Genomic DNA, 20,973 nt, shown 5'->3' on the forward strand with positions numbered 1-20,973 from the left:
TGATATGGTACCATTCTTGGCTGAATTAACCAAATCGACTTGCGGTTGTAATTATTAGGAAATAAAAAGTTGGTGCTCGATGAGCGCCAACTTTGAAAGTATTCTTATTTTGTTACACATGCTTAGTATTTTCCTTGAATGACCAACTTTTTATTAGTAGTGACATAGTAACCATTCTTCAGTTGATACCGCGTCGTTAAGTTGTGACGAATTATTTTCTTAACCTTCAGGTGAGTGCCAAGTTTGTATGTCTTCGTTTTCCCAGTAAGATTTTCGTTCTTGTAAGCATGAACGCCATTCTTACTGATAATCGTGATTGTCTGATTGAACTTTGTGGATTGATAGTAGACATTTACAACATACTTTCGGTTAGCAGTAATGTAGCCAATCTTGCCTGCACTCTTCTTACCATGATTAACATCGCGAACCTTGTATCGTAACGCACCACCATTTGAGCGATCATAGCCGATCACAACAAACATTGGTCGGTTAACTCGTTTGGCCTTTGGATAAGTTGCGATCCGTTGTGATTTTTTGAAGGTCGGATTCTTGTACATGTAAATACGTTTGGTTGCATATATTGCATCACCTTTGACAGCCGCATAGTTTGGTAATCCCGTTCCATTTGGAGTGTTTGGTGTGGATGGATTCCAGTTGGGATTAGTTGGGGCTGGGGTCGGAGATGGATTTGGTGTTGGATTCACTGGATTTACCGGATTAGGATTTCCAACAGTAACGGTGATAGTCTTTGATAATTGAACATCTGGCAAACTTGGATAGTGAGCTGTGTAATGATAAGTTACAGAATAATATCCAGCTTTACTTGTATCCACGTTACCAGTAACTGTCACATTGTTTTTTACATCAGACGAACTAAGTGTAGTTGACTGGTAATCAGACTTGGGATTCCAAATTTTGACATTAGCATAAGGATCCCACTTACCACCCAATGGCACCGAAACGTTATTGGCATCAATAACTTTAATAACTTGGATTGAAATACCGGTCCCAGAATTAGGAGTAGGTTCAACATGAATATTATTTGAAGCTGACAGTCCATGAGGAAATACTTCATGCAATCGAACTGTTGGGTTCCATGGATCTGGCCAAGGTAAACTGTAGCCATTTTGATTCAAGTAACTTACAAGTGACTCCTTTCCATCTTTCGTTGGCAGCTTGGATGCATTAATTCCAATACTCGTTGTCGTATACATATAATCCATTTGATCATTCCAGAACGAGTTATTAATATCATAATAGTCACGATTTAATGACACAGTAGGTGCATTAGTTTCAACATCGTCAGCAAGTGGGTACTTGTATATTGGCTGATTATCACTAGCTTTTTTACCAGTATCTTCTTTGAGAACTATGCCGACTGGTTTACCAACGCCAACAAAGTCAGCCATGGATTCAACCGGCTTTGCCCATACACCATATAATCCAGTGTTTTTCCCATACTGATCTGTAGCTGTGGTTTGCATATAAAGTCCCATATTGTAAACGTTCATGTTACTTATGTTTATAATCTTCAACGGGAGATTCAGGACATATTCATGGTTTGGTCGTAAAGATCCTTTAAGATCCACCTCACCAGTATTTGCCCAATCGTCTTGTGAAGAGCTATCTGTCCATGGTTGGCCACTCTTAGATAAATAAGTCTGGGTTATGGCATCCGTGCTTCCGGATCCAGTTGGTGTTGTTGCCTTGGAATTAGCATATCGAACAGCAGGCCACTGAGCATTTTCCGCAACCCCAGATGGAATGTAAACCTTCAAGTCTACATTCATTGAATTTGTGTCGGTATTTTTTAACACAATTTGTTCACTGAGATTGCTGGTACCATCAGAATTACTAGAATAGTCATCAATATTAAAAATTGCGGCTTGAAAAAATGGTGTTCCTGGTGCCGTGTACATCGAAGAATCATTATTAAATTGGAATCGAACACCATATTGTTGGTTCGCATTTCCATTCAATTTTTGTAAATTAATATTATTTTGTGAGTAAGTACTTGTACCATTATTGATTGCAGGTGCCTGTATATCAGCATTAACATTTGGTGATACAAAAGCAATGCCAAATAACATTACCACAATAAAACTCAACAGATAACTAAATAATCCGAAAGTAATTTTCTTATCCAAATCATTACTCCCCATAACATAACCCCCCAATATAACAGAAAGAACTTGGACTTATTAACGACTCAATTATACCAGTTAGACGCTCATCCAGCGTATTTTTGAACCGACAAAAAGGGAGCATCCCCCAAACAGGAATGCTCCACACAATTTAAGAATTAGAAATATCGACAACATTAACATTGTCCTTCTTATAAGCCACAACAACCACGATAATGTTCACAACCACAAGCAAGGTCGTCATCAAAAATACATATCGATAGTCCAAAATTCCGGCAACGCCTGAAGCCAACATTGGCCCAACAACGGCACCCATTGCCTGGAAGGACTGATTATAACTAAAAATTCGGCTGACTGATCTGGCCGGTGCTTCCAGCGTCATCACGGTCTGCGTGATTGGCAATAATGCTGCGTTGGCAATTCCGATCAAGAAACGCAGAATGCCCAGCATGACAACTCCTGCAGTGAAAAACATTGGAAAGTATATAACCGCAGAGAAAAGCAGGCCAACCAGCAAAATCTTTTGCGGTCCAATATGATCACCAAGTCTCCCGAGCGACGGGGCAACAAAGATTGTCGCGATCCCGGGCAGTGCCGCGATCACCCCACTGGTAAAGGCGATGTTCCCGTGATTATGCATCAACTCTTTGACAAACAAACTAATAATCGGGTTAATTGAAGTTGTGGCAGCCATGACCAGCATTGAAGAAATGATCATTGCCCAAACAACTCGTTTGTGGACGATCCCCTTGAAGGCGTCCCTCATCCCAGTCTTGGCACCTTTTTTAATCGGTGTGAAATCTTCTTTAACAAAGAACCAAGTTGACAGTGATGCCAGGAACATCATGAAACCAAACATATAGAATGGCAATCGATAACCAAATATCCCCGATAAATAACCACCGATAATCGGGCCAATCAACTGACCACCGACATTTCCAGTGGTCAAAGTTCCCATGGTTTTGCCGCTGTCTTTGGTTGGCACTTCGCTGGCAATTAACGCATACGCATTGTTAATGTATCCAGAGAAAGTTCCCTGAATAAAACGAATGATAATCAGGAACCACACATTTGGCGACAAACCAGTCAATGTCGCACTGATTGTCATCCCAATCGCTGCCCGCAGCAGCATGGGTTTGCGACCAGTCTTATCCGCCAAATTGCCCCATAACGGTGAAACAATCGCCTGACTTAAAAAGACGCCGGAAAATGCGAGCCCGGCATATAAGGTTAATTCCCACTTGGGAAAGTTCCCCATCGTACTGATGAATAACGGAAGAAACGGCATCGACATACTCGCTCCGGCACCAGTCGCAAAATTGCCAAACCAAAGCGCCCACATGTTTTTCTTCCATTGTGGTGTTGCAGATTTTGTCATGATTTTTCAAGATCCTTACTAAATTCGAATTTTAGATACAAAATTCATTATAGCGATTAATCTTGTATGTGGCAATTATAATCAAATGCTCATTTCATTTTCTCTTGCAAAGCAATGGTATAATGTACGCAAAATATTTTTAAGGAGAACTCGAATGGACAAATTAGATCGCAAAATTTTAAATATCATCCAAGAAGACGGCCGGGCTTCCGTGAAGAGCATCGCTGAAAAATGTTTCATTTCCGCTCCGTCGGCATCCGTTCGAATTCAGAACCTTGAGAATCGCGGATTTATCAATGGTTACACTGCCAATGTCAATTACGAAAAGTTGGGTTACCTGATCAAAGCCTTCGTCAGAATCGATGTCAGTTATACAGAAATGCCGCGATTTGTCGAATTCATCTCAAAAATTCCCAACGTAGTAGAATGCAACTACATCACAGGGGACGCCTCAGTTCAATTGAAAGTATTCTACAAGACGATGACTGAATTAAACGAGTTCAATGCGTCCTTGAAAGACTTCGGCTATAGTCATACAAACGTTGCTTTTACAACAAATATTGGCCCTCGCCCACTCAAATTACCTGAGGACGACGCCTGATCACCAGGTGAAAAAATATTTTGTTTTCATAGGCAAAACGTGATTTCTGCCTTATTTTCATGAAAAATTCTTTAGAAATACAAAATCATCTGAAATCTTCCTCGCAAAACCATCGAATTTGGACACGGTGGTGTTAGTATAATGGCAAATTAATTAGAGGCCTCTAATTCAATCTACCATTTCACAGAGAGGAAGATTTTTTTATGCAAAAAACAGAAGTAACCGAAAACGCCGACGGTACAATGCGATCATTAAGCAACCGTAACGTCCAGATGATTGCCATCGGGGGCACGATTGGAACCGGGTTATTCTTAGGTTCCGGGACCACGATTAGTAAAACAGGTCCATCCATATTATTAGTTTATTTAGTATTAGGTATCTTTTTCTTCTTAATGATGAGAGCCATTGGTGAGATGCTTTATTCAGATCCATCGCAACACACCTTTGTTTCGTTCATCACCCGTTACTTAGGCCCCACCGTTGGCCATTTCACCGGTTGGACCTACTGGTTGGGATTGTCATTTTGTGCCATGGCCGAAATTACTGCCATCTCTACATATGTCCAGTTCTGGTTCCCCAATATTCCATCGTGGATCATTCAGCTGGTCTTCTTGGGAACCTTGGCGGCCGTCAATTTGATCGCTGCCAAAGTGTTTGGTGAAGCCGAATTCTGGTTCGCCTTGATCAAAATTGTCGCCATTGTTGCATTAATTGTCACTGGTCTCTTCATGATGTTCAGCCACTCAGTGACACCACTTGGTCACGCCTCAGTTCAAAACATCTTCCAAAACTTCACTATGTTCCCACATGGCGGACTGAGCTTCATCTCAGCATTTCCAATGGTGTTCTTCGCCTTTCAAGGAATCGAATTTGTTTCAATCACAATTGGTGAAGCGGAAACACCACATAAAATCATCAAAAAAGCCGTTAACGAAACTTTGCTGAAGATCTTGATCTTCTACTTCGGTGCCTTAATTGTGATTATGGGAATCATCCCTTGGACTCATTTAACCCCAGCCAGCAGCCCATTCGTTCAGGTATTCAAATTAGCTGGGTTCCCCGCTGCAGCCGCTGTGATCAACTTCGTCGTATTAACGTCCGCTTCATCCTCACTCAACAGTTTCATCTTCTCGGCTGGCCGTCACTTCTACCAGCTGGCAACTGAAACACCAAAGGACAGCTTCATGAACCGCCACTTCGCAAAGATTTCCAAGAATGGTGTCCCAGCAGCTGCCATTACCTTTTCAGCACTTTGCTTACTAATTACCCCTCTGATGAGTTTAACCAACGCCACGGCCTCAGTCTTTACCATTGTGGCCGGCTCATCCAACGACATGTACATCATCGTGTACGCCTTGGCAATGATCGCTCACCGCAAGTATCGAGAATCCAGCGACTTCCTGCCAAACGGCTTCAAGATGCCTTGGTACAACTTCACCAGTCCACTGACAATTGCCTTCTTCGCCATTATCTTTGTGACCTTGTTCTTCATCCCACAAGACATCATTGGTGCGGTTGGTGCAATCATCTGGACCGTTGTCTTCGGTGGCGTTACCTACTTGCATCAACGCAGTATGGCATTCGCAGATGCGGACAATAATTAAAAACTAAGTTACAAAAACTCGCCCAATTTGAGCGAGTTTTTTTGTGCGCAGATTAACTTGTCATCCCCATAACCAAGCCAGCTACATATGGAATGAGCCAGAATATCCAGACCATCAAGCTGAACTTATGGAAATTGGTCTTTGATTTGCTGCTGCCCAACCACAAAACATATGCTGCCCAGAGAAAGTGAAATGCCATTAACGCGATTGCCGCTGCCCCAGTGACCAGGTGCAGTTCGGGTGTTGCGGCAGTCGATGAACTGGCAATTGAAGACATGATGGTCGTCCCAGTGGTATCAAATACCAGCCCTAGTCCGAAGAATAAGATTTGTTTCAGCTTGAGGGAACCAGCCTTTCGCTCTGAGAAAACCCCAATCGTGTAAAAAACCAGTGCCATAGAAATAGTGATAATTGCTGCAATTAATTTAATGTTCATAATATGATCCTCCGTTTTTGTGTAGTGACATCGTGTTATTTTTATTGATGAGTTAAGAATAGCATATAGGTGACACGATGTCACTAATTTTGAACAAAAAATAGGCCATCATTTATCTGATGTCCTATCAAACGATGCTAACGGCTGGTATCTCGTCGGAAATCTACCAAATCATGAGTTATTTCTTTTGTGCTAGGATAAATTTTTCGATAGATCTGATGAAGCTTTTGGTATTTTTTCACATTTTCAGGTTCTGGCAGGAAGACATCTTTGAACTGAACAAAGACCTTTGAACATTCAGAGATATCATGGTACCAACCAATGCCGACCGCGGCCAGCATCGCGGCGCCCAGACCTGGGCCCTGCTCATTTTGAAGCGAGATCACTTTTACGTTAAAAATGTTGGCTTGAATCTGCTGCCACAGCGGACTCTTGGCGCCACCACCGATGGAAACAACCGTGTCGAACCGACTGCCCTTCTCTTTATACAGATCAAGAATGTCTCTGAAAGAGAAGATAATTCCTTCAAGAACAGCTCGAACAAAGTCGTACCGTCGATGAATGCCATCAATCCCGATGAAGCTTCCTCGAATATCGGCATCTGCATAAGGTGCCCGTTCACCCACGATGTATGGGGCGAATAACAGACCATTTGCGCCAACGGTTGATTTTTCGGCACTTTGAACCACTTCGGTAAAATCTTCGTTATCGGCAAATGTTTTCTTAAACCAATTCAGAGAATACCCGGCGGCCAGTGTAACCCCCATTGAATAGTAAGTATTGGGAATGGCGTAATCTTCATACTGAATGACACCGTTATAATTAGTTTCCTTTTTTGGCTCATACTTTAGAATCACACCAGAAGTACCAATACTTGAAAGGACCTTGGTTGGCCCATCAATTCCGGCACCAACGGCCCCGCAAGCGTTGTCCGCTCCACCAGCAAACGTCTTGGTGCCTGTTGATAATCCGGAATATTCTGCATACCATTGATCAATATTGCCGGTTTCGTCAATTGAACGAACCAGCGGGGGGCAAAGGCTTGCAGGAATGTCGAAGGCGTCAAGGATTTCCTGGCTCCATTGCTGCCGATCAACGTCCAGCATCACGGTCCCAGTGGCATCCGAATAATCGATTGCCAGCTTGCCAGTCATCCGGAAACGTAAGTAATCTTTTGGCAGCAGCATCGTTGTTGCCTGCTTAAATATTTCCGGCTGATTTTCTTTGACCCATAATAATTTGGGTAAAGTAAAACCTTCCAGGGGTTGGTTATGTGTAATCTCAACAAACCGCTTGCCCATCCTCGCCATGATCTCTTCACGTTGGGGAGTCGAACGCGTATCATTCCAAAGCATTGCCGGACGCAAGACGCGATTATTTTGATCCAGTAAAACCAACCCGTGCATCTGACCTGAATAACTCAGACCAATAATCTGTTCAGGAAGTATCTGATCTTTTAAAATGAGCCGGACGATCGCAACAGTTGTGGCGCTGACCCAATCTTCCGGGTCCTGTTCGGCATAGCCAGGTTTTGGCTGGCTGATCGGAAAATCCATCTGTTCTTGCGCAATCAAGTTGCCAGCTTTGGTGACTGCAGTGACCTTAACAGCGCTGGTGCCAAGATCAATGCCTAAGACACAATCAGTCATGGTGTCCCTCCTTCACATTTATTTGGGATTGTTTTGATCGAACTTTTTAAAATGTTCCGCTAAATATTTGGTCGTCAAACTCTGTGGGTCTTTAACCAAATCCCGTGGCCTACCTTTGGCAACGATGCGGCCGCCTTGATCCCCACCACGTGGTCCCATATCGATCAAATAGTCAGCGTTGGCCATTAAATCCAAATCATGGGTGATCATTAACACGGTTGCCCCTTGGTAAATCAATTGGGAGAAGACTTTTAACAATACGTGAACGTCGAGGGGATGTAAGCCGACTGTCGGTTCATCAAAGATAAACAGTGTGTCGTTTTGGCGACTCTTCATATGCGAAGTCAGCTTGAGCCGTTGTGCTTCACCACCAGAAAGGCTTGGTGTGGCTTCACCCAGATGTAGGTAGCCAAGACCCATTTGCTGAAGAACCTGCAAGGTTTTTAAAATCGACTCATCATCTTTAAAGAGGTCGATGGCGTGATCAACATCATAATCCAAAACATCAGCAATCGACTTGCCGTTCCACTTGATCTTCAAGATGTCTTGATTAAATCGTTTGCCGCGACAGGTTGGACAAGTTTCCACCATGTCCGGCAGATACTGGATATCCAAGGAAATTTCCCCAGTCCCGCCACAAGTTGGGCAGGCGCCTTGCTTATTATTGTAAGAAAAATAACTTGGCGTGTAATGATGCTTCTTCGCATCGGGTAATTGAGCAAACTTTTTTCGTAAATTGTCCATAATATTGGTGTATGTGGCTAGGGTTGACCGAGCGTTTTTGCCAACGGGTGTCGCATCCACGCTGACAATGTGTTTCATTTTATTCGGCTCGAATTTATCAATATAACTTGGTAACGTATGGCGGTGGAAGGTTGCTTTAAACGCATCCAATAGACCATCCAGCACCAAAGTCGTTTTCCCAGCACCCGAGAAACCAGTCACAGCGATTAAACGATTAATTGGAAAGTCCGCAGTGACGTTGTTCAAATTAAACCGATGATTAATCGTCAACGTAACTGATCCTTTGGCGAATACGTCAGCTGTAGACACTTCTCGAGTAATCAACTGTGCTTTTCCAGTTAAAAATGGTCCAATCAGTGAATGAGAACTTTGCCGAATTTGGGCAGGCGTTCCCTGATCAATGACTTCACCGCCATTAACGCCAGAGCCGGGACCGATTTCAATAATATAATCTGCAGCATTAATAATCGATGTTTCGTGGTCGACAACCACAAGTGAGTTGCCCTGCTCAACTAACTGATGGAAAATTTTAATTAATCCGGATACATTGTCAGGATGTAGACCAACTGAAGGTTCATCCAACACGTATAGCACACCGGTGGTTTGGGTTCTCAAAGTCCGCCCCAGCTGAATCCGTTGGAGTTCACCGGTTGATAATGAGGCACCAGCCCGATCCATGGTTAAATAATCCAGTCCAAGATCAAGCAACGGCTGAGTTTGGTTTAATAATTCTGTAGTGAGATTTTTCGCCAATTTTTGCATATTAGCTGGCAGCCATTTTTTGATTCGTTCCACAAATTCTGGCAGCTGGCCGATTGGCATATGACTGGCTTCGGCAATATTCATCCCATCAATTAACTGGCCCAAACGATTAGGGTTCATTCGAGTGCCATGACACATTGGGCAAGTGAAGAACCGGTAAAATCGATTGAGCCGTTTCAATGCAATTTCACTCTTGGTGGTGGCCATGCTGTCCTCGATGGCGTTATAGGCGTTCTCATAAAGGGCATTATCCATGTGAAAAACCCGGCCGTTCTTGCTTGGAATGTCGATGGCGTAATGTTTCTGTTCCCCGTGAAGAACCATTTGCTTTTCTTTGTCAGTCAATTGGTTGTACGGTACATCAATCCGGACACCGGCAGCTTGGGCAACAATCGGCATAAAATTACGTCCAGGTGTTCGCCAAGCTGCCACTGCGCCATCCCGAATGGTTTTGGTTTCATCGCCAATCAAGGTGTCCGGGTCAATTTGCTTGGTAATTCCCAGTCCTTGGCAAGTCGGGCAGGCCCCATCGGAATTAAAGGCAAAATCTTCTGCCCCAAACGCATGGAATTTCACGCCACAAGTTGGACAGGTAATCACACCCATTTGAGTCCCCATGACATCCATCGCTTCAGCAATTTTGATTGTTGGTGGAACCTGATGACCATTCGGACACTTGGGTGAGCCTAACCGCGAGTACATCAATCTGAGGACGTTGAAAATCTCAGTCATTGTCCCCACTGTCGAACGGGCGTCAGGAACTGTTGGTCGTTGACGCAGCGCCAAAGCGGACGGAATATGCGTGACAGAATCAACGTTGGCTCGGCCAACCTGACTAATCCGTCGCCGAGTGTAGGTTGCCAGTGAATCAAGATAACGGCGGGCACCTTCTGAATATAGGATTCCCATGGCCAGTGACGATTTCCCGGAACCCGACAAGCCCGAGATTGCGACAAATTTATGTAGAGGGATATTGACGTTAATATTCTTTAAGTTGTTCACTTTTCCACCGATGACTTCGATGTGATCTGGTAGTTTGGTTGTTGGCATGTGATGACTCCTTTCGAAAATGTGATTACGTTAATTGTAACGCAGAATGATTTCACCTCATCGTTAGAATCATAATCATGTAGTTGAAAACGTTTACGTGGTATTCTTGGGGGCGTAATCAAAAGTTTCTCAAGGAGGTTATATTATGGCAGATTTAACAAATAAAGTTGCAATTATCACTGGAGCCGCAAGTGGACTGGGAAAAGCATTTGCAAAGAATTTTGTTGACCATGGTGCAAAAGTCATTATTACTGATCTTAATGAAGAAAATGGCAAGAAGGTTCAACAAGAACTTGGAGAAAATAGTGTTTTCTTCAAGCAAGATGTATCCTCGGTTGACGATTGGAAACGAGTCGTCAGTGAAGGAGAATCAAAATTTGGCAACATTAATGTGCTCGTCAACAACGCAGGAATCGGCATCATGAAACCCATTGATGAAATTACACCAGAAGAATACGATAAGGTCATCAAAATCAATCAATACTCTGTCTTCTATGGTATGAAATATGTACTCCCATCCATGAGAAAAGCTGGATCCGGTTCAATTGTCAATATTTCGTCTATCGGAGGATTAGTCGCCATGCCAATCTCAATTGCATATGGTGCCAGCAAATATGCTGTTCGTGGAATGACAAAAGATGCCGCACTTGATCTGGTCGGTGATCATATTCGAGTCAATTCGGTTCACCCAGGGGTCGTCCAAACGCCAATCTTAAATGACATTCCAGACGAGCAGAACGAAGCAAGTCTAAAAGAAATTCCAATGGGCAGATTTGGTAAACCAGAAGAACTCGCAAACCTCGTTAACTTCCTGGCATCTGATGAAGCGAGTTACGTAACCGGGCAAGAATTTACTGCAGATGGTGGATATACAATGAAATAATAAAAAAATTCCAGCCAAATTGGCTGGAATTTTTATTTAGATTGTCTTTAATTTCCCTCTGAAATCATCCAGAGTCTTGTAACCTTTTTTATCCATGATTTCTTTTAATTCTTTAGAAATCCGTTCGAAAATTGGTGTACCTTCATACCCAAATGCCGTTCCGATTTGAACCAAATTAGCACCACAGAGGACATGTTCGAAAACATCCATCCCTGACTTAATACCGCCAGTCCCAATGATCGAAATCTCTGGGTTCAAACGCTGACGGAGTGCGCGGACGTTGGCCAATGCAGTTGGCTTGACGTAGTCGCCACCCAGACCGCCAAAACCGCCCTTTGGTTTGATAACAACTGATTCGGTTTCAGGATCAACCACCAGCCCATTACCAATTGAATTGATAACGTTGATGTAGGTAATTGGGAAGTCGTTTAGAACTTCAGCAATGCCGTTAAATTGGTTGAAATCAAAGTATGGTGGCAGCTTCAAGCCAAGTGGCTTCTTGAAGAATTTGAATGTTGACGTCAAAACGTCGCGAACAGCGTCAAAATCATAACCCACTTGAGATTTACCTTTAACGTTTGGGCATGAGAGGTTCAATTCAGTTAAGCCGCTGAATGAACTCTCTTGAACCTTCTTAAGCATCTCGATATTTTGATCGATTGATAAGCCGGCAATTGATAAAATGACCTGCTTGCCGTTTTTACCTTGGTTCTCTTCAGCAAATTTCAAATAATAATCAATACCATGGTTAGGCAATCCCATTGAATTAATGCTTCCAAGTGGTAAAGGCTTCATCCGTGGGCTTTCATTACCGGCCCGTTCTTCTGGAGTGGCACTCTTAGTCACACAGCCACCAGCCATTGAGTCCAATGTCTTGTTGAGTTCATCGGTGGTTGAGCAGCGAACGCCAGCAGCATTTAACAGTAAGTTATCGAATTGGTAATCGCCAATGTGTGAGGCGAGTGAGATATTATTTTGCATTTGCTTCCTCCCGTTTTGTCCAGTCCCAAGGGGCTTTGTGCCAAGTTGATAAACGTGAATATTCTTCATCTGAGAATTTATTTTCTTTATGGCCTTGTGCAATCAGGTCTGCATAACTGAGCAGTGGTACCAACTTCGTGTCGGCATCGGCGAAATTCTTGTCAGCGTCTGGAAGGCCGTATGTAAATACTGAAGCCACCCCAATCACGTTGACACCTTCGTTGCGAACCGCTTTGACGGCACCCAAGACGCTACCACCGGTTGAAATTAAATCATCAATCAAAACAACTTTGTCATCCTTGGTAATCCGACCTTCAATCTGCTTACCAGCGCCGTGATCCTTTGGTTTGGCCCGGACATAAATCAATGGCAGGTTCAAACGCTCTGCAACCCAGGCAGCATGTGGAATCCCGGCGGTTGCGACACCACCAATGACGGTAGCATCCGGATAATTTTCCTTGATATTTTCAGCCAAACCATCGGCAATCATATCTCTCAATGACGGAATGGAAATCGTTAATCTGAAATCGGTATAAATTGGTGATAGGATGCCACTGGCATACCTAAATGGCTTCTCAAGGTTGATACTGACAATTTGGTTATCAATCAGTGATTGAATAATTTGATTAGTTTGCATAATTCCATTCCTCCAACATTTTGTGATATGCGGCAACTGGGTCTTCGGCTCGAATAATTGGCCGACCGACTACTAAAGCGGAGCTGCCATATTCAGCAGCTTGCTTAGGGGTTGCGGTCCGTGACTGGTCATCCTTGGGGAAGTTGGCTGGTCGAATTCCAGGGGTAACATATAGGAAGTCATCACCAACTTGTTCCTTCAATGAACTGACTTCCAGTGGTGAGGTAATAACCCCATCGGCACCGGATCTTTTGGCTAATTTAGCGAGTGAAACCACTTGGTTAACCATGTCTAATTTACAGTTCTGTTCGTTTTCCAGAGCATCCTCAGTGATTGAAGTCAATTCCGTCACAGCGAGCAGTTTGGGCGTTGGAACACCAGCCTCTTCACTGCCGAGTTCCAAGCCTTCTTTGGCGGCGGCAATCATTTCCGAACCACCCAGTGCATGAACTGTTGTATAGGTAACGCCCATCCGACCGATTTGCATCATGCCCATCTTAACGGTGTTGGGAATATCTTGCAGCTTGAGATCCAAGAATATTTTGAAACCTTTGTTGAGCAGTTCCTTCACAATTTCAGGACCCTCTCCATAAAACAGCTCCATGCCGATTTTGACGGTCATGCCCTCGTCCGTTGGAAACTGGTCAATAATCTTGAACAAGCCTTCTCGATTCCAAACATCAAGTGATACAATTAACGGTCCTCGCATAATTACCCTCCTGGTTGATTGCATAAAAAGAGCCCGAGACTGCAGAATTCAGCACATCGCTGCACTAATCCCTGCAAAATCACGGACTCTTGGATTATTTTGTCGTCCGCTTTTGGCCTCTCTGAACCAAATTAAAGCTCTTTTATTTGTTTATAACTTTATCACGTTGGACCAGGTTGTTCAAGTGAAACTTAATGATCGTATTTGTTGAACATCAGGTGCACTCTGTGTATACTTCATGTATACGAAAGAAGGAAGTGATACCCATGTCAGTTAAAATTCGCAAAGTTGGCAATTCGAACACCTTAACTGTACCAAATGATATCAAACCAATTGCGCACGAGTTTGATGTTTTTCAGGGTAGAGATGGTGTAATTGTTTATGTCCCAAAGCATGACAATCCATTCCACAATGAAGCGTTCATAAAATCACACGATTTAAAACAACAAGAAGAATTTGGGGGTAAATTAGTTGGCAGAGAAATCCCCAAGGATTAGACCATATATCCCAAATCAGCAAGACATCATCTACATTGATTTCGATCCATCCGTCGGCCATGAAATTAGGAAACGACGACCTGCTCTGGTTTTAAGCAACCAAGGATACAGTCGAATGACTCACTTGGTAGTTGTTGCCCCAATAACCCATGCAGTGAACAACTCGTTACGTGAAAGTGGCTTTCTAATCAGAGTTAATAACGAAAAGATTGATGGGTTTGTGAATCCACTTCAATTTTTTACTTATGATTTTCAAAGTCGTCATGCAGAATTTGTGAGCCTACTTGATACACCCTCCTTTGTCCAAGCTAAGCAAACAATCACCGATATCCTTAATTAACCTCCTTGCATTCCCAGTACATCCATGTAATAATGTGAACAGCAAAAATAAAGAATGTCAGCGAGCATTCATTTGGAGGAACGAACATGGAAAATACAAACACACTTACGCACAGCCATACTTTTACGAAGAATCAGAAATGGGTAATTGCTTCTACCAGTTCTGGATTCGCGCTAGAAAATATGGATGTGCTATTTTTATCTTTTGCAATGAGTTCAATGATTGGCGAACTTCATCTCAGCGGTGGCGCTGCTGGATTGATTGGGTCGATCACGAACTTGGGAATGTTGTTTGGCGGCATTATGTTTGGCTTGATCGGTGACCGTTTCGGCCGGGTTAAAACATTTACCTACACGATCTTCATCTTTGCGTTTGCTACCGCAATGATGGCATTCGCCAATAACATCACCTTGATTTACATACTTCGATTCTTGGCAGGAATTGGTGCCGGTGGTGAATATGGTGTCGGCATTTCAATGATTGCCGAATCATTCCACAAGAATCAAATCGGCAAAATGACATCAGTTGCCGCAATTGGCGGTCAGATTGGTGCCATCTTGGCTGCCATCACCGCAGCAATCGTCATCCCACATTTGGGCTGGCACGCACTCTTCCTGGTTGGAATTGTCCCAGTTGTCTTAACTTACTTCGTTCGTCGACACTTGAGTGAAACCCAAGAATTCGTTGAAGCCAAGAAAGTTGAAGCAGAGAAGAAAGAATCAACTACCAGCGCCGTCTTCAAATACATGTTCAGTTCACCCAAATTAGCCTATCAAAGTTTTGCTTTGATGATCATGACCACAGTTCAAATTGCCGGCTACTTCGGCTTGATGAACTGGTTGCCAATCATCGTTCAAAAGCAACTCAATTTAAATGTTTCGGGATCATCACTATGGATGATTGCCACAATCGTCGGAATGAGTTTGGGGATGATGACGTTTGGCTCAATTCTTGATTACTTCGGACCACGTCGAGCATTTGGAATCTTCTTAATCGCTTCGGCTGCGATGGTCTTCACCATCACTTTAGCGCACAACACGATTTCACTGCTCATCATTGGTGCAATTGTTGGCTTCTTCTCAAACGGAATGTTTGGCGGTTACGGTGCGGTCATCAGCCGACTTTATCCAACTGAGATCCGTTCAACTGCCAATAACGTGATCGTTAACATTGGCCGTGCGGTTGGAGGCTTTTCATCAGTTGTCATCGGTATCCTGATGGATAACTACTCATTGACCGTCGTTATGGGCTTCCTGTCAGTTCTCTATGTCATCAGCTTCATCACAATGATTACATTGCCAGGACTGAAGAAAATGAGTTTAAAACGCGCATAATTTATTGATAATTTTCAAAGAGGTCGAGACAATACTACTTTGTCTGGACCTCTTTTTGAGCTCATTCATATTACCTAGCCATAACGTGGAATCATCGGCTGATCCCACTCACTTATTTATTCATTTGAATAAATACCTATATAGGCAGATAATGGTTATATAGACTCATTAAGGAGACCCTGCTGTGACAACTGAATTAGAGAAATGCCAGAATTGTGAATTATACGATGCCCACGATCCCTACTTCAAAAAACAAAAGGCAATTGCCAACCAATTCTTGCAGGAATACAACCGCACAGGTTATGCCGATTCAGCTGAACGATTCCAGTTACTACAAGATCATCTTGGCTCAATTGGCGGTGGCAGCGTTGTCACAAAAGACATTCCGGCAGGCGTTGTTGCAGTGGGTAATCCTTGTCATGTACTTCGAAAGGTAGGTCAAAAATAGTAATGGAAAAAATTATTGCGTTTGATATGGATGGAACGGTCGCCGAGACTTTCCCGGTTATCTTTGATTCATTTAGAAGGACTGTTCATGATTATACTGGCAAATGGATTAGCAACCAGGTCATCCTAGCCACTTTTGGAGCAAATGAAGTTGGGATGCTCAAGGAGCTGATTCCCGATTATTCCGACGAAGTGTTACAGAGTTTTCATGAAAACTATCGTCGTGCACATCTACAATTGCGCCACCCATTTGAAGGAATCGAAAAGCTCATCAAGGAGCTGCACGAGCGTGATGTGATCACCCCAATGATTACCGGTAAGGGTGAGCAGAGTCTTCAAGTTAGCCTGGATTCTTTGGGATTAACAGATTCCTTCTCCCCGGTTCTGTCCGGTTCTCCTGATGGTTCCATTAAGGCTAAGCAGTTCGGTGATGTGATCAAACAATTTGGCGTCACAAAAGAGGACATGGCATACATAGGCGATGCCCCAACCGACGTCGTTGCCTGCAATGAAGCTGGCATCAAGTGTTATTCCGCTGCTTGGTCAATTAATGCCAAGACAAAAGAGCTTGAGAAAATCAATCCGGATGAAATTTATACTTCGGTTGATCAGCTCAGAGAAAAATTAATTAACGACTAAAATTGGACTGTTTGAGGCCACGTGCTAAAGTGTACGTGGCCTTTATTTGTCTATATTATGATAAACTCTCTAATAATTCAGTACCAACTGGCGTATAATTTATGTCAATCAAACATTTTCATACAGAAAGGACTCGATGATTACATGAAAATTGAAGAAGGCTACATGCCCTTTCAAGGCTACAAAACTTATTATCGAATTGTCGGCGAAAAGACACCCGGCAAGGCACCGTTATTACTGATTCATGGAGGACCAGGCTCTTCTCATAACTATTTTGAATTACTGGATGACTATGCCGAGACCGGCCGCCAACTGATCATGTACGACCAAGTCGGCTGTGGCAAATCGTCGATTCCTGATGATGAATCCATTTATGTTAAGGAAACTTGGGCAGAAGAGTTGATCGCCCTCAGAAAATACCTTCACCTAGATGAAGTCCATATGCTGGGCCAATCATGGGGTGGGATGCTGGAAATGCTGTACCTCACCCATTACAGCCAAGAGGGCGTCAAAAGTGTCATGATCGACGGCTCTCCTTCATCCATCAAATTATGGATTGCTGAACAACATCGTCTCATCAAATATCTCAGCTATGAAGATCGACAAGCCATCGCGGAAGCTGAACGGACCGGTGATTTCAGTGGTCCCAAATATTTAGCCGCCAATGACCGTTACATGGAACGTTACTGTTGGGATGATCCAGATGAAAATTCACCGGAACCCCTTCGTCGCCCAACCAATGGTAAGAAAGCCAGCTTGATCGCAGAAGGCCCCAACGAATTTACGGAAAATGGGACGATTAGTGACTTTGACGTGACCGATGACTTGAAGAATATTCACGTGCCGGTCTTAGTAACAAATGGGACTGATGATCTTTGCACGCCACTGATTGCCAAAACCGTGTACGATCACATCCCCAATGCCAAGTGGCACCTATTTGCCAATAGCCGTCATCTGGCTCTATTGGATCAGCACGACGAATTTATTGGCGTGCTCGATCACTGGCTGAACGAGAATGATTAACGATGAAAATTATTATCTCACCCGCGAAGAAAATGATCGTGAACCAAGACGACTTTGATGTTCAAGGAATGCCGGTTTACCTCGATCAGTCAACTGAAATTTTACAGGCATTGCGACAGCTGGATTATGAGCAGTTAAAGAAACTCTGGCATGCCAGTGAGAAGCTGATTCAGGCAAGTTATGACCAGCTGCAACACATTGACCTGCAGCATCGACTAACACCGGCTATCCTGTGTTTTTCGGGCATTCAGTACCAGTATATGGCACCCGACCTGTTGAGTGAGGATGCATTGAAGTATCTGCAAAGTAATTTGCGCATTCTGTCTGGCTTTTATGGAGTTTTGAAGCCATTTGACGGCGTTGCCCCCTATCGCTTTGATATGGATACTCGCCTGGCAATTCCACCAGCCAAAAACATGTACGAATACTGGGGTGATCGAATCTACAAAACGCTTGTCAATGATGGTCCAATCATCAATCTGGCCTCCCAAGAGTATTCCAAAACGGTCACCAAGTTTCTGACGCCGAATGATCAATTCATTAACATCACTTTCGGCCATGTAGTTGATGGCCAAATCAAGACCCGGGCCACCTTTGCAAAAATGGCTCGAGGCGAAATGGTCCGGTTTATGGCAGAAAATCAGATTACCAGAGTTGCGGACTTAAAGACTTTTGACTCCCCAAATTATGAATTTTCGAAATCCGACTCGACTGATACGAATTTAGTATTTCTTCGAAAAAAATAATCTCACAATAAAAACGAGCGTCCAATATGGATGCTCGTTTTTATCTGCATTTAATTATTAAAGAATTTTGGTATCATTTCGCAATCCTTTGTGTAGCAATAATTTATTTGGTCGCATTTTGGGAATTAATATAGCCATTTTGATATTGATCTAATGAAGTTGAAACCACTTCATAGCCTGACAACGTCCCGGCTTGAACTAAATAACCGCTATCATCGAAGAAATCGCCCGTTGCTTTGGCGCTTCCAGAAAGACCACTTTCCGATTTACCTGTACCGCCGCCACCAATTGCAATCCCTTGCATTCGGGCGTGATCTAATACAGAATAGTTGCCTGAAACAAGAGCGCTATCCGTTACAACTGCATGATCACTAACATGAGCATCATCTTTAACGATTGCCAACTTTGAGATCTCCGCATTTCCAGACACAGTAGCGTGTCCATCAACGATTCCATAGTCCTCAACTTTTGCCTTGTTTGTCAGCTTGGAACTTCCTTCAACTAAAGCATGGCCTGATAAATGAACACCATCACTCACTGTGGCCTTATCGCGAACAACCACGTGACCCGTCATCACAACATGACCGTTAACTCGGGATTGCCCCAACACAGCACTGCCTTTGTATACCTTAACCGTTTTAGCAACTGATGCGGTATCAGCAACAAAACCACCCTGTTTCGTGTAATGGCCCTTAATTTTTCTGGTTGAGGTGGTTGGCCGTGTTGCTGGCGTCGCATTCTTCAATCGAATTTGATAAGGATAACGAGCCTTTGTATTGTATGGATGATTCATTTCGGCAAACTTTTCGCTATCAATGGAAAGCCCAAATGTATTATCGTCAATATCTTGAGTACTTGGCGTTGCAGCAACACTCAAATATATTTTGTCATTTACATTAATCTTGATCGATCTGGTTTGACCACTTTTAAATAGTGACGAATATTTTGCTGCTGACCCATCTTTGGGCTGAACGATCAATCTTGCACGCCAATCTGCTCCAGCCTTATGTGATAAGCCATTTAATTTTACAGCAACATAAGTACTAAATTGTCCCTTTTTAAAGTTCGGATGGAGTTGGATCACGTTAAAAGCATTTCCTTGCGGAGCTCGTTCATTTGGAACCTTATATGAAGTCACCGTTTTGGATACCTTATTCATTTGTGTGTAAAATTGCTGCCAATATAAGTTTCGATTCTTGAATAACTTCTGCAAGGCCGTTTGATACAAAGTCTTAGGAGAATAAGAATGTGTTGCTGAGCCTGCCCACTCAAGACTGGCAACTCGACTGGCAAAGTCACCAAAAAGCGTTTTTTGATTAACTTTAGGTGTATTGGCTCTCAATATTTGATAAAAGGTTTGATTTGGATTGCTCTTGTCGCCATTTGTTAATAGAACTTTCATCAAATCAGTTGGCATATCAAGGTGGTCCGGGTTATGTTGCAAGAACAGTAATAATGGCCAAGCTTCATAAAACGCACGTCCATTAACGGGGGTGAACATAGTTGCTCTAAGATACATTTCACTTAATGAAGTTCCTAAATGATTCCCTGAATTTCTGTAGATATCACTATATGCATATTCTTCCCGGAACCAGTTTGCGACAGCTTCATACCATGGACGCAAATAGTCACCGTCATTCCAACTATTATTACCTTGAGCAAACTGGACATCATGGCCAAATTCATGAGGAACGGCGGAACCCCACCAGTCTTTGTTAGGCGTTAAGGCAGCCACTTGGGCCACAAAGTATGGATAGGATTGTGAATCACGATCTGCATATGCCCAGCCTTGTTGCAGGTTCTTAAACCCAGTGTCAATTAGTAAAACATTGATTTTATATGGTTGTTGTTGACTGTATGGCTTATTAATTGCGTATACAGGTGGTGTCATTTTCATTTCACCAATATATACTTGCCAAATCTGTTCCATTAGGGTTCCGGCTTCCTTTAAATATGATGGGGTTACTTTAGTGGCATTATCAGAGTTACCCCAATAAAAGTTAAAATGAGTCGTTTCATAATGATTTGCATTATGTTGGTTGATCGTGGTATCACCCAGCTGAAAGGGCCGAACAGCTAAATCGCCAGTAACTTCGCTTGTCGACACACCGGAAACACTCGAGTCGCTTGCAAATGCTGGTCGAAACGTCGTAACAACCGCTAAAAGTGCAATTAAAGCAGTGATATACACCCACTTACAATCTTTAGTATATGTATGTTGATTATCGTCCATGAAAGTACCTCCTCAATTATTTATTTATTATTATAAAATGGTTAGGATATTAAGTAAACATTAATATTTGGTTAGATATTTGATGATGTGGCAACTATGCCTTGTGCAACTTCTCTTACAAGTGCTGTTAGCTTAT

General features: G+C 43.0%; 18 protein-coding genes and 2 pseudogenes. 11 read left to right on the plus strand and 9 right to left on the minus strand.

Translation table 11 applies throughout. The annotated features are described in order from the left end of the window. Positions 1-122: 122 nt before the first annotated feature. Positions 123-2,162, minus strand: coding sequence for a DUF5776 domain-containing protein (locus tag FD05_RS05010; protein WP_020280698.1), 2,040 nt, complete (start codon positions 2,160-2,162; stop codon positions 123-125). A gap of 133 nt (positions 2,163-2,295) precedes the next feature. Then, positions 2,296-3,522: an MFS transporter gene (locus tag FD05_RS05015; protein WP_020280697.1), complete on the minus strand. Its 1,227-nt coding sequence runs from the start codon at positions 3,520-3,522 to the stop codon at positions 2,296-2,298. Between the two features lie 154 nt (positions 3,523-3,676). On the opposite strand from FD05_RS05015, the gene FD05_RS05020 reads away from it, so the two are divergent. Together FD05_RS05020 and FD05_RS05025 are read left to right on the plus strand one after the other, a co-directional pair. Beyond that, the gene (locus FD05_RS05020) at positions 3,677-4,123 is read left to right on the plus strand and encodes an Lrp/AsnC family transcriptional regulator (protein WP_020280696.1); all 447 of its coding nucleotides are present in this window, start codon (positions 3,677-3,679) and stop codon (positions 4,121-4,123) included. Positions 4,124-4,326: 203 nt separating this feature from the next. Next, entirely contained in the window at positions 4,327-5,727 is a 1,401-nt protein-coding gene (locus FD05_RS05025; RefSeq protein ID WP_020280695.1) for an amino acid permease, read from the plus strand. A gap of 52 nt (positions 5,728-5,779) precedes the next feature. Here FD05_RS05025 and FD05_RS05030 read toward each other — a convergent pair whose 3' ends face one another. The 3 genes from FD05_RS05030 to FD05_RS05040 all read right to left on the minus strand — a co-directional run bounded on the left by FD05_RS05030 (position 5,780) and on the right by FD05_RS05040 (position 10,368). Further along, positions 5,780-6,163, minus strand: a complete 384-nt coding sequence (locus FD05_RS05030; protein ID WP_020280694.1) for an HsmA family protein — start codon at positions 6,161-6,163, stop codon at positions 5,780-5,782. Between the two features lie 137 nt (positions 6,164-6,300). Further along, a complete protein-coding gene (xylB, locus tag FD05_RS05035; protein WP_020280693.1) occupies positions 6,301-7,812 on the minus strand; it encodes a xylulokinase in 1,512 nt (503 codons plus the stop codon). Between the two features lie 18 nt (positions 7,813-7,830). Beyond that, positions 7,831-10,368 carry an excinuclease ABC subunit UvrA gene (locus FD05_RS05040; RefSeq protein ID WP_020280692.1) on the minus strand — a complete coding sequence of 846 codons (2,538 nt, stop codon included), beginning with the start codon at positions 10,366-10,368 and terminating at the stop codon, positions 7,831-7,833. 145 nt (positions 10,369-10,513) lie between these two features. Here FD05_RS05040 and FD05_RS05045 point away from each other — a divergent pair, with 145 nt between their 5' ends. After that, on the plus strand, positions 10,514-11,251 hold the full coding sequence (locus tag FD05_RS05045; protein WP_020280691.1) for an SDR family NAD(P)-dependent oxidoreductase: 738 nt from the start codon (positions 10,514-10,516) through the stop codon (positions 11,249-11,251). A gap of 36 nt (positions 11,252-11,287) precedes the next feature. Here the strand turns inward: FD05_RS05045 and FD05_RS05050 are convergent, their stop codons facing one another. From FD05_RS05050 to pyrF, 3 genes are read right to left on the minus strand one after another with little or no spacing between them, the layout of a single operon-like run. Next, on the minus strand, positions 11,288-12,232 hold the full coding sequence (locus FD05_RS05050; RefSeq protein WP_020280690.1) for a dihydroorotate oxidase: 945 nt from the start codon (positions 12,230-12,232) through the stop codon (positions 11,288-11,290). Further along, positions 12,222-12,869, minus strand: a complete 648-nt coding sequence (gene pyrE / locus FD05_RS05055) for an orotate phosphoribosyltransferase (RefSeq protein WP_020280689.1) — start codon at positions 12,867-12,869, stop codon at positions 12,222-12,224. The genes FD05_RS05050 and pyrE overlap by 11 nt, the downstream gene beginning before the upstream one ends. After that, positions 12,859-13,578: an orotidine-5'-phosphate decarboxylase gene (gene pyrF, locus FD05_RS05060; protein ID WP_020280688.1), complete on the minus strand. Its 720-nt coding sequence runs from the start codon at positions 13,576-13,578 to the stop codon at positions 12,859-12,861. The genes pyrE and pyrF overlap by 11 nt, the downstream gene beginning before the upstream one ends. Positions 13,579-13,844: 266 nt before the next feature. Here pyrF and FD05_RS05065 point away from each other — a divergent pair, with 266 nt between their 5' ends. The 8 genes and pseudogenes from FD05_RS05065 to yaaA all read left to right on the plus strand — a co-directional run bounded on the left by FD05_RS05065 (position 13,845) and on the right by yaaA (position 18,604). Further along, positions 13,845-14,075: a hypothetical protein gene (locus tag FD05_RS05065; RefSeq protein ID WP_020280687.1), complete on the plus strand. Its 231-nt coding sequence runs from the start codon at positions 13,845-13,847 to the stop codon at positions 14,073-14,075. Next, positions 14,050-14,415: a type II toxin-antitoxin system PemK/MazF family toxin gene (locus FD05_RS05070; protein WP_039932592.1), complete on the plus strand. Its 366-nt coding sequence runs from the start codon at positions 14,050-14,052 to the stop codon at positions 14,413-14,415. Before FD05_RS05065 ends, FD05_RS05070 begins: the two co-directional genes overlap by 26 nt. 86 nt (positions 14,416-14,501) lie before the next feature. Further along, a complete protein-coding gene (locus FD05_RS05075; protein ID WP_039932591.1) occupies positions 14,502-15,749 on the plus strand; it encodes an MFS transporter in 1,248 nt (415 codons plus the stop codon). Between the two features lie 184 nt (positions 15,750-15,933). Next, positions 15,934-16,095 (plus strand): annotated as a pseudogene (locus tag FD05_RS11845) (maltose acetyltransferase domain-containing protein); the annotation flags it as partial. A gap of 6 nt (positions 16,096-16,101) precedes the next feature. Continuing rightward, a pseudogene (locus FD05_RS11850) lies at positions 16,102-16,197 on the plus strand (sugar O-acetyltransferase); the annotation flags it as partial. 2 nt (positions 16,198-16,199) lie between these two features. Next, entirely contained in the window at positions 16,200-16,835 is a 636-nt protein-coding gene (locus FD05_RS05085) for an HAD family hydrolase (protein WP_020280683.1), read from the plus strand. Between the two features lie 144 nt (positions 16,836-16,979). Next, positions 16,980-17,858 (plus strand): proline iminopeptidase, encoded by an 879-nt coding sequence (pepI, locus tag FD05_RS05090; protein ID WP_020280682.1) that lies wholly within the window; start codon positions 16,980-16,982, stop codon positions 17,856-17,858. Between the two features lie 2 nt (positions 17,859-17,860). Next, the gene (gene yaaA / locus FD05_RS05095) at positions 17,861-18,604 is read left to right on the plus strand and encodes a peroxide stress protein YaaA (protein ID WP_020280681.1); all 744 of its coding nucleotides are present in this window, start codon (positions 17,861-17,863) and stop codon (positions 18,602-18,604) included. Positions 18,605-18,707: 103 nt separating this feature from the next. Here the strand turns inward: yaaA and FD05_RS05100 are convergent, their stop codons facing one another. Then, a complete protein-coding gene (locus FD05_RS05100) occupies positions 18,708-20,837 on the minus strand; it encodes a DUF6055 domain-containing protein (protein ID WP_020280680.1) in 2,130 nt (709 codons plus the stop codon). Between the last annotated feature and the right edge of the window lie 136 nt (positions 20,838-20,973).

The organism is Lentilactobacillus otakiensis DSM 19908 = JCM 15040 (genome assembly GCF_001434145.1).
Classification (GTDB): Bacteria; Bacillota; Bacilli; order Lactobacillales; family Lactobacillaceae; genus Lentilactobacillus; species Lentilactobacillus otakiensis.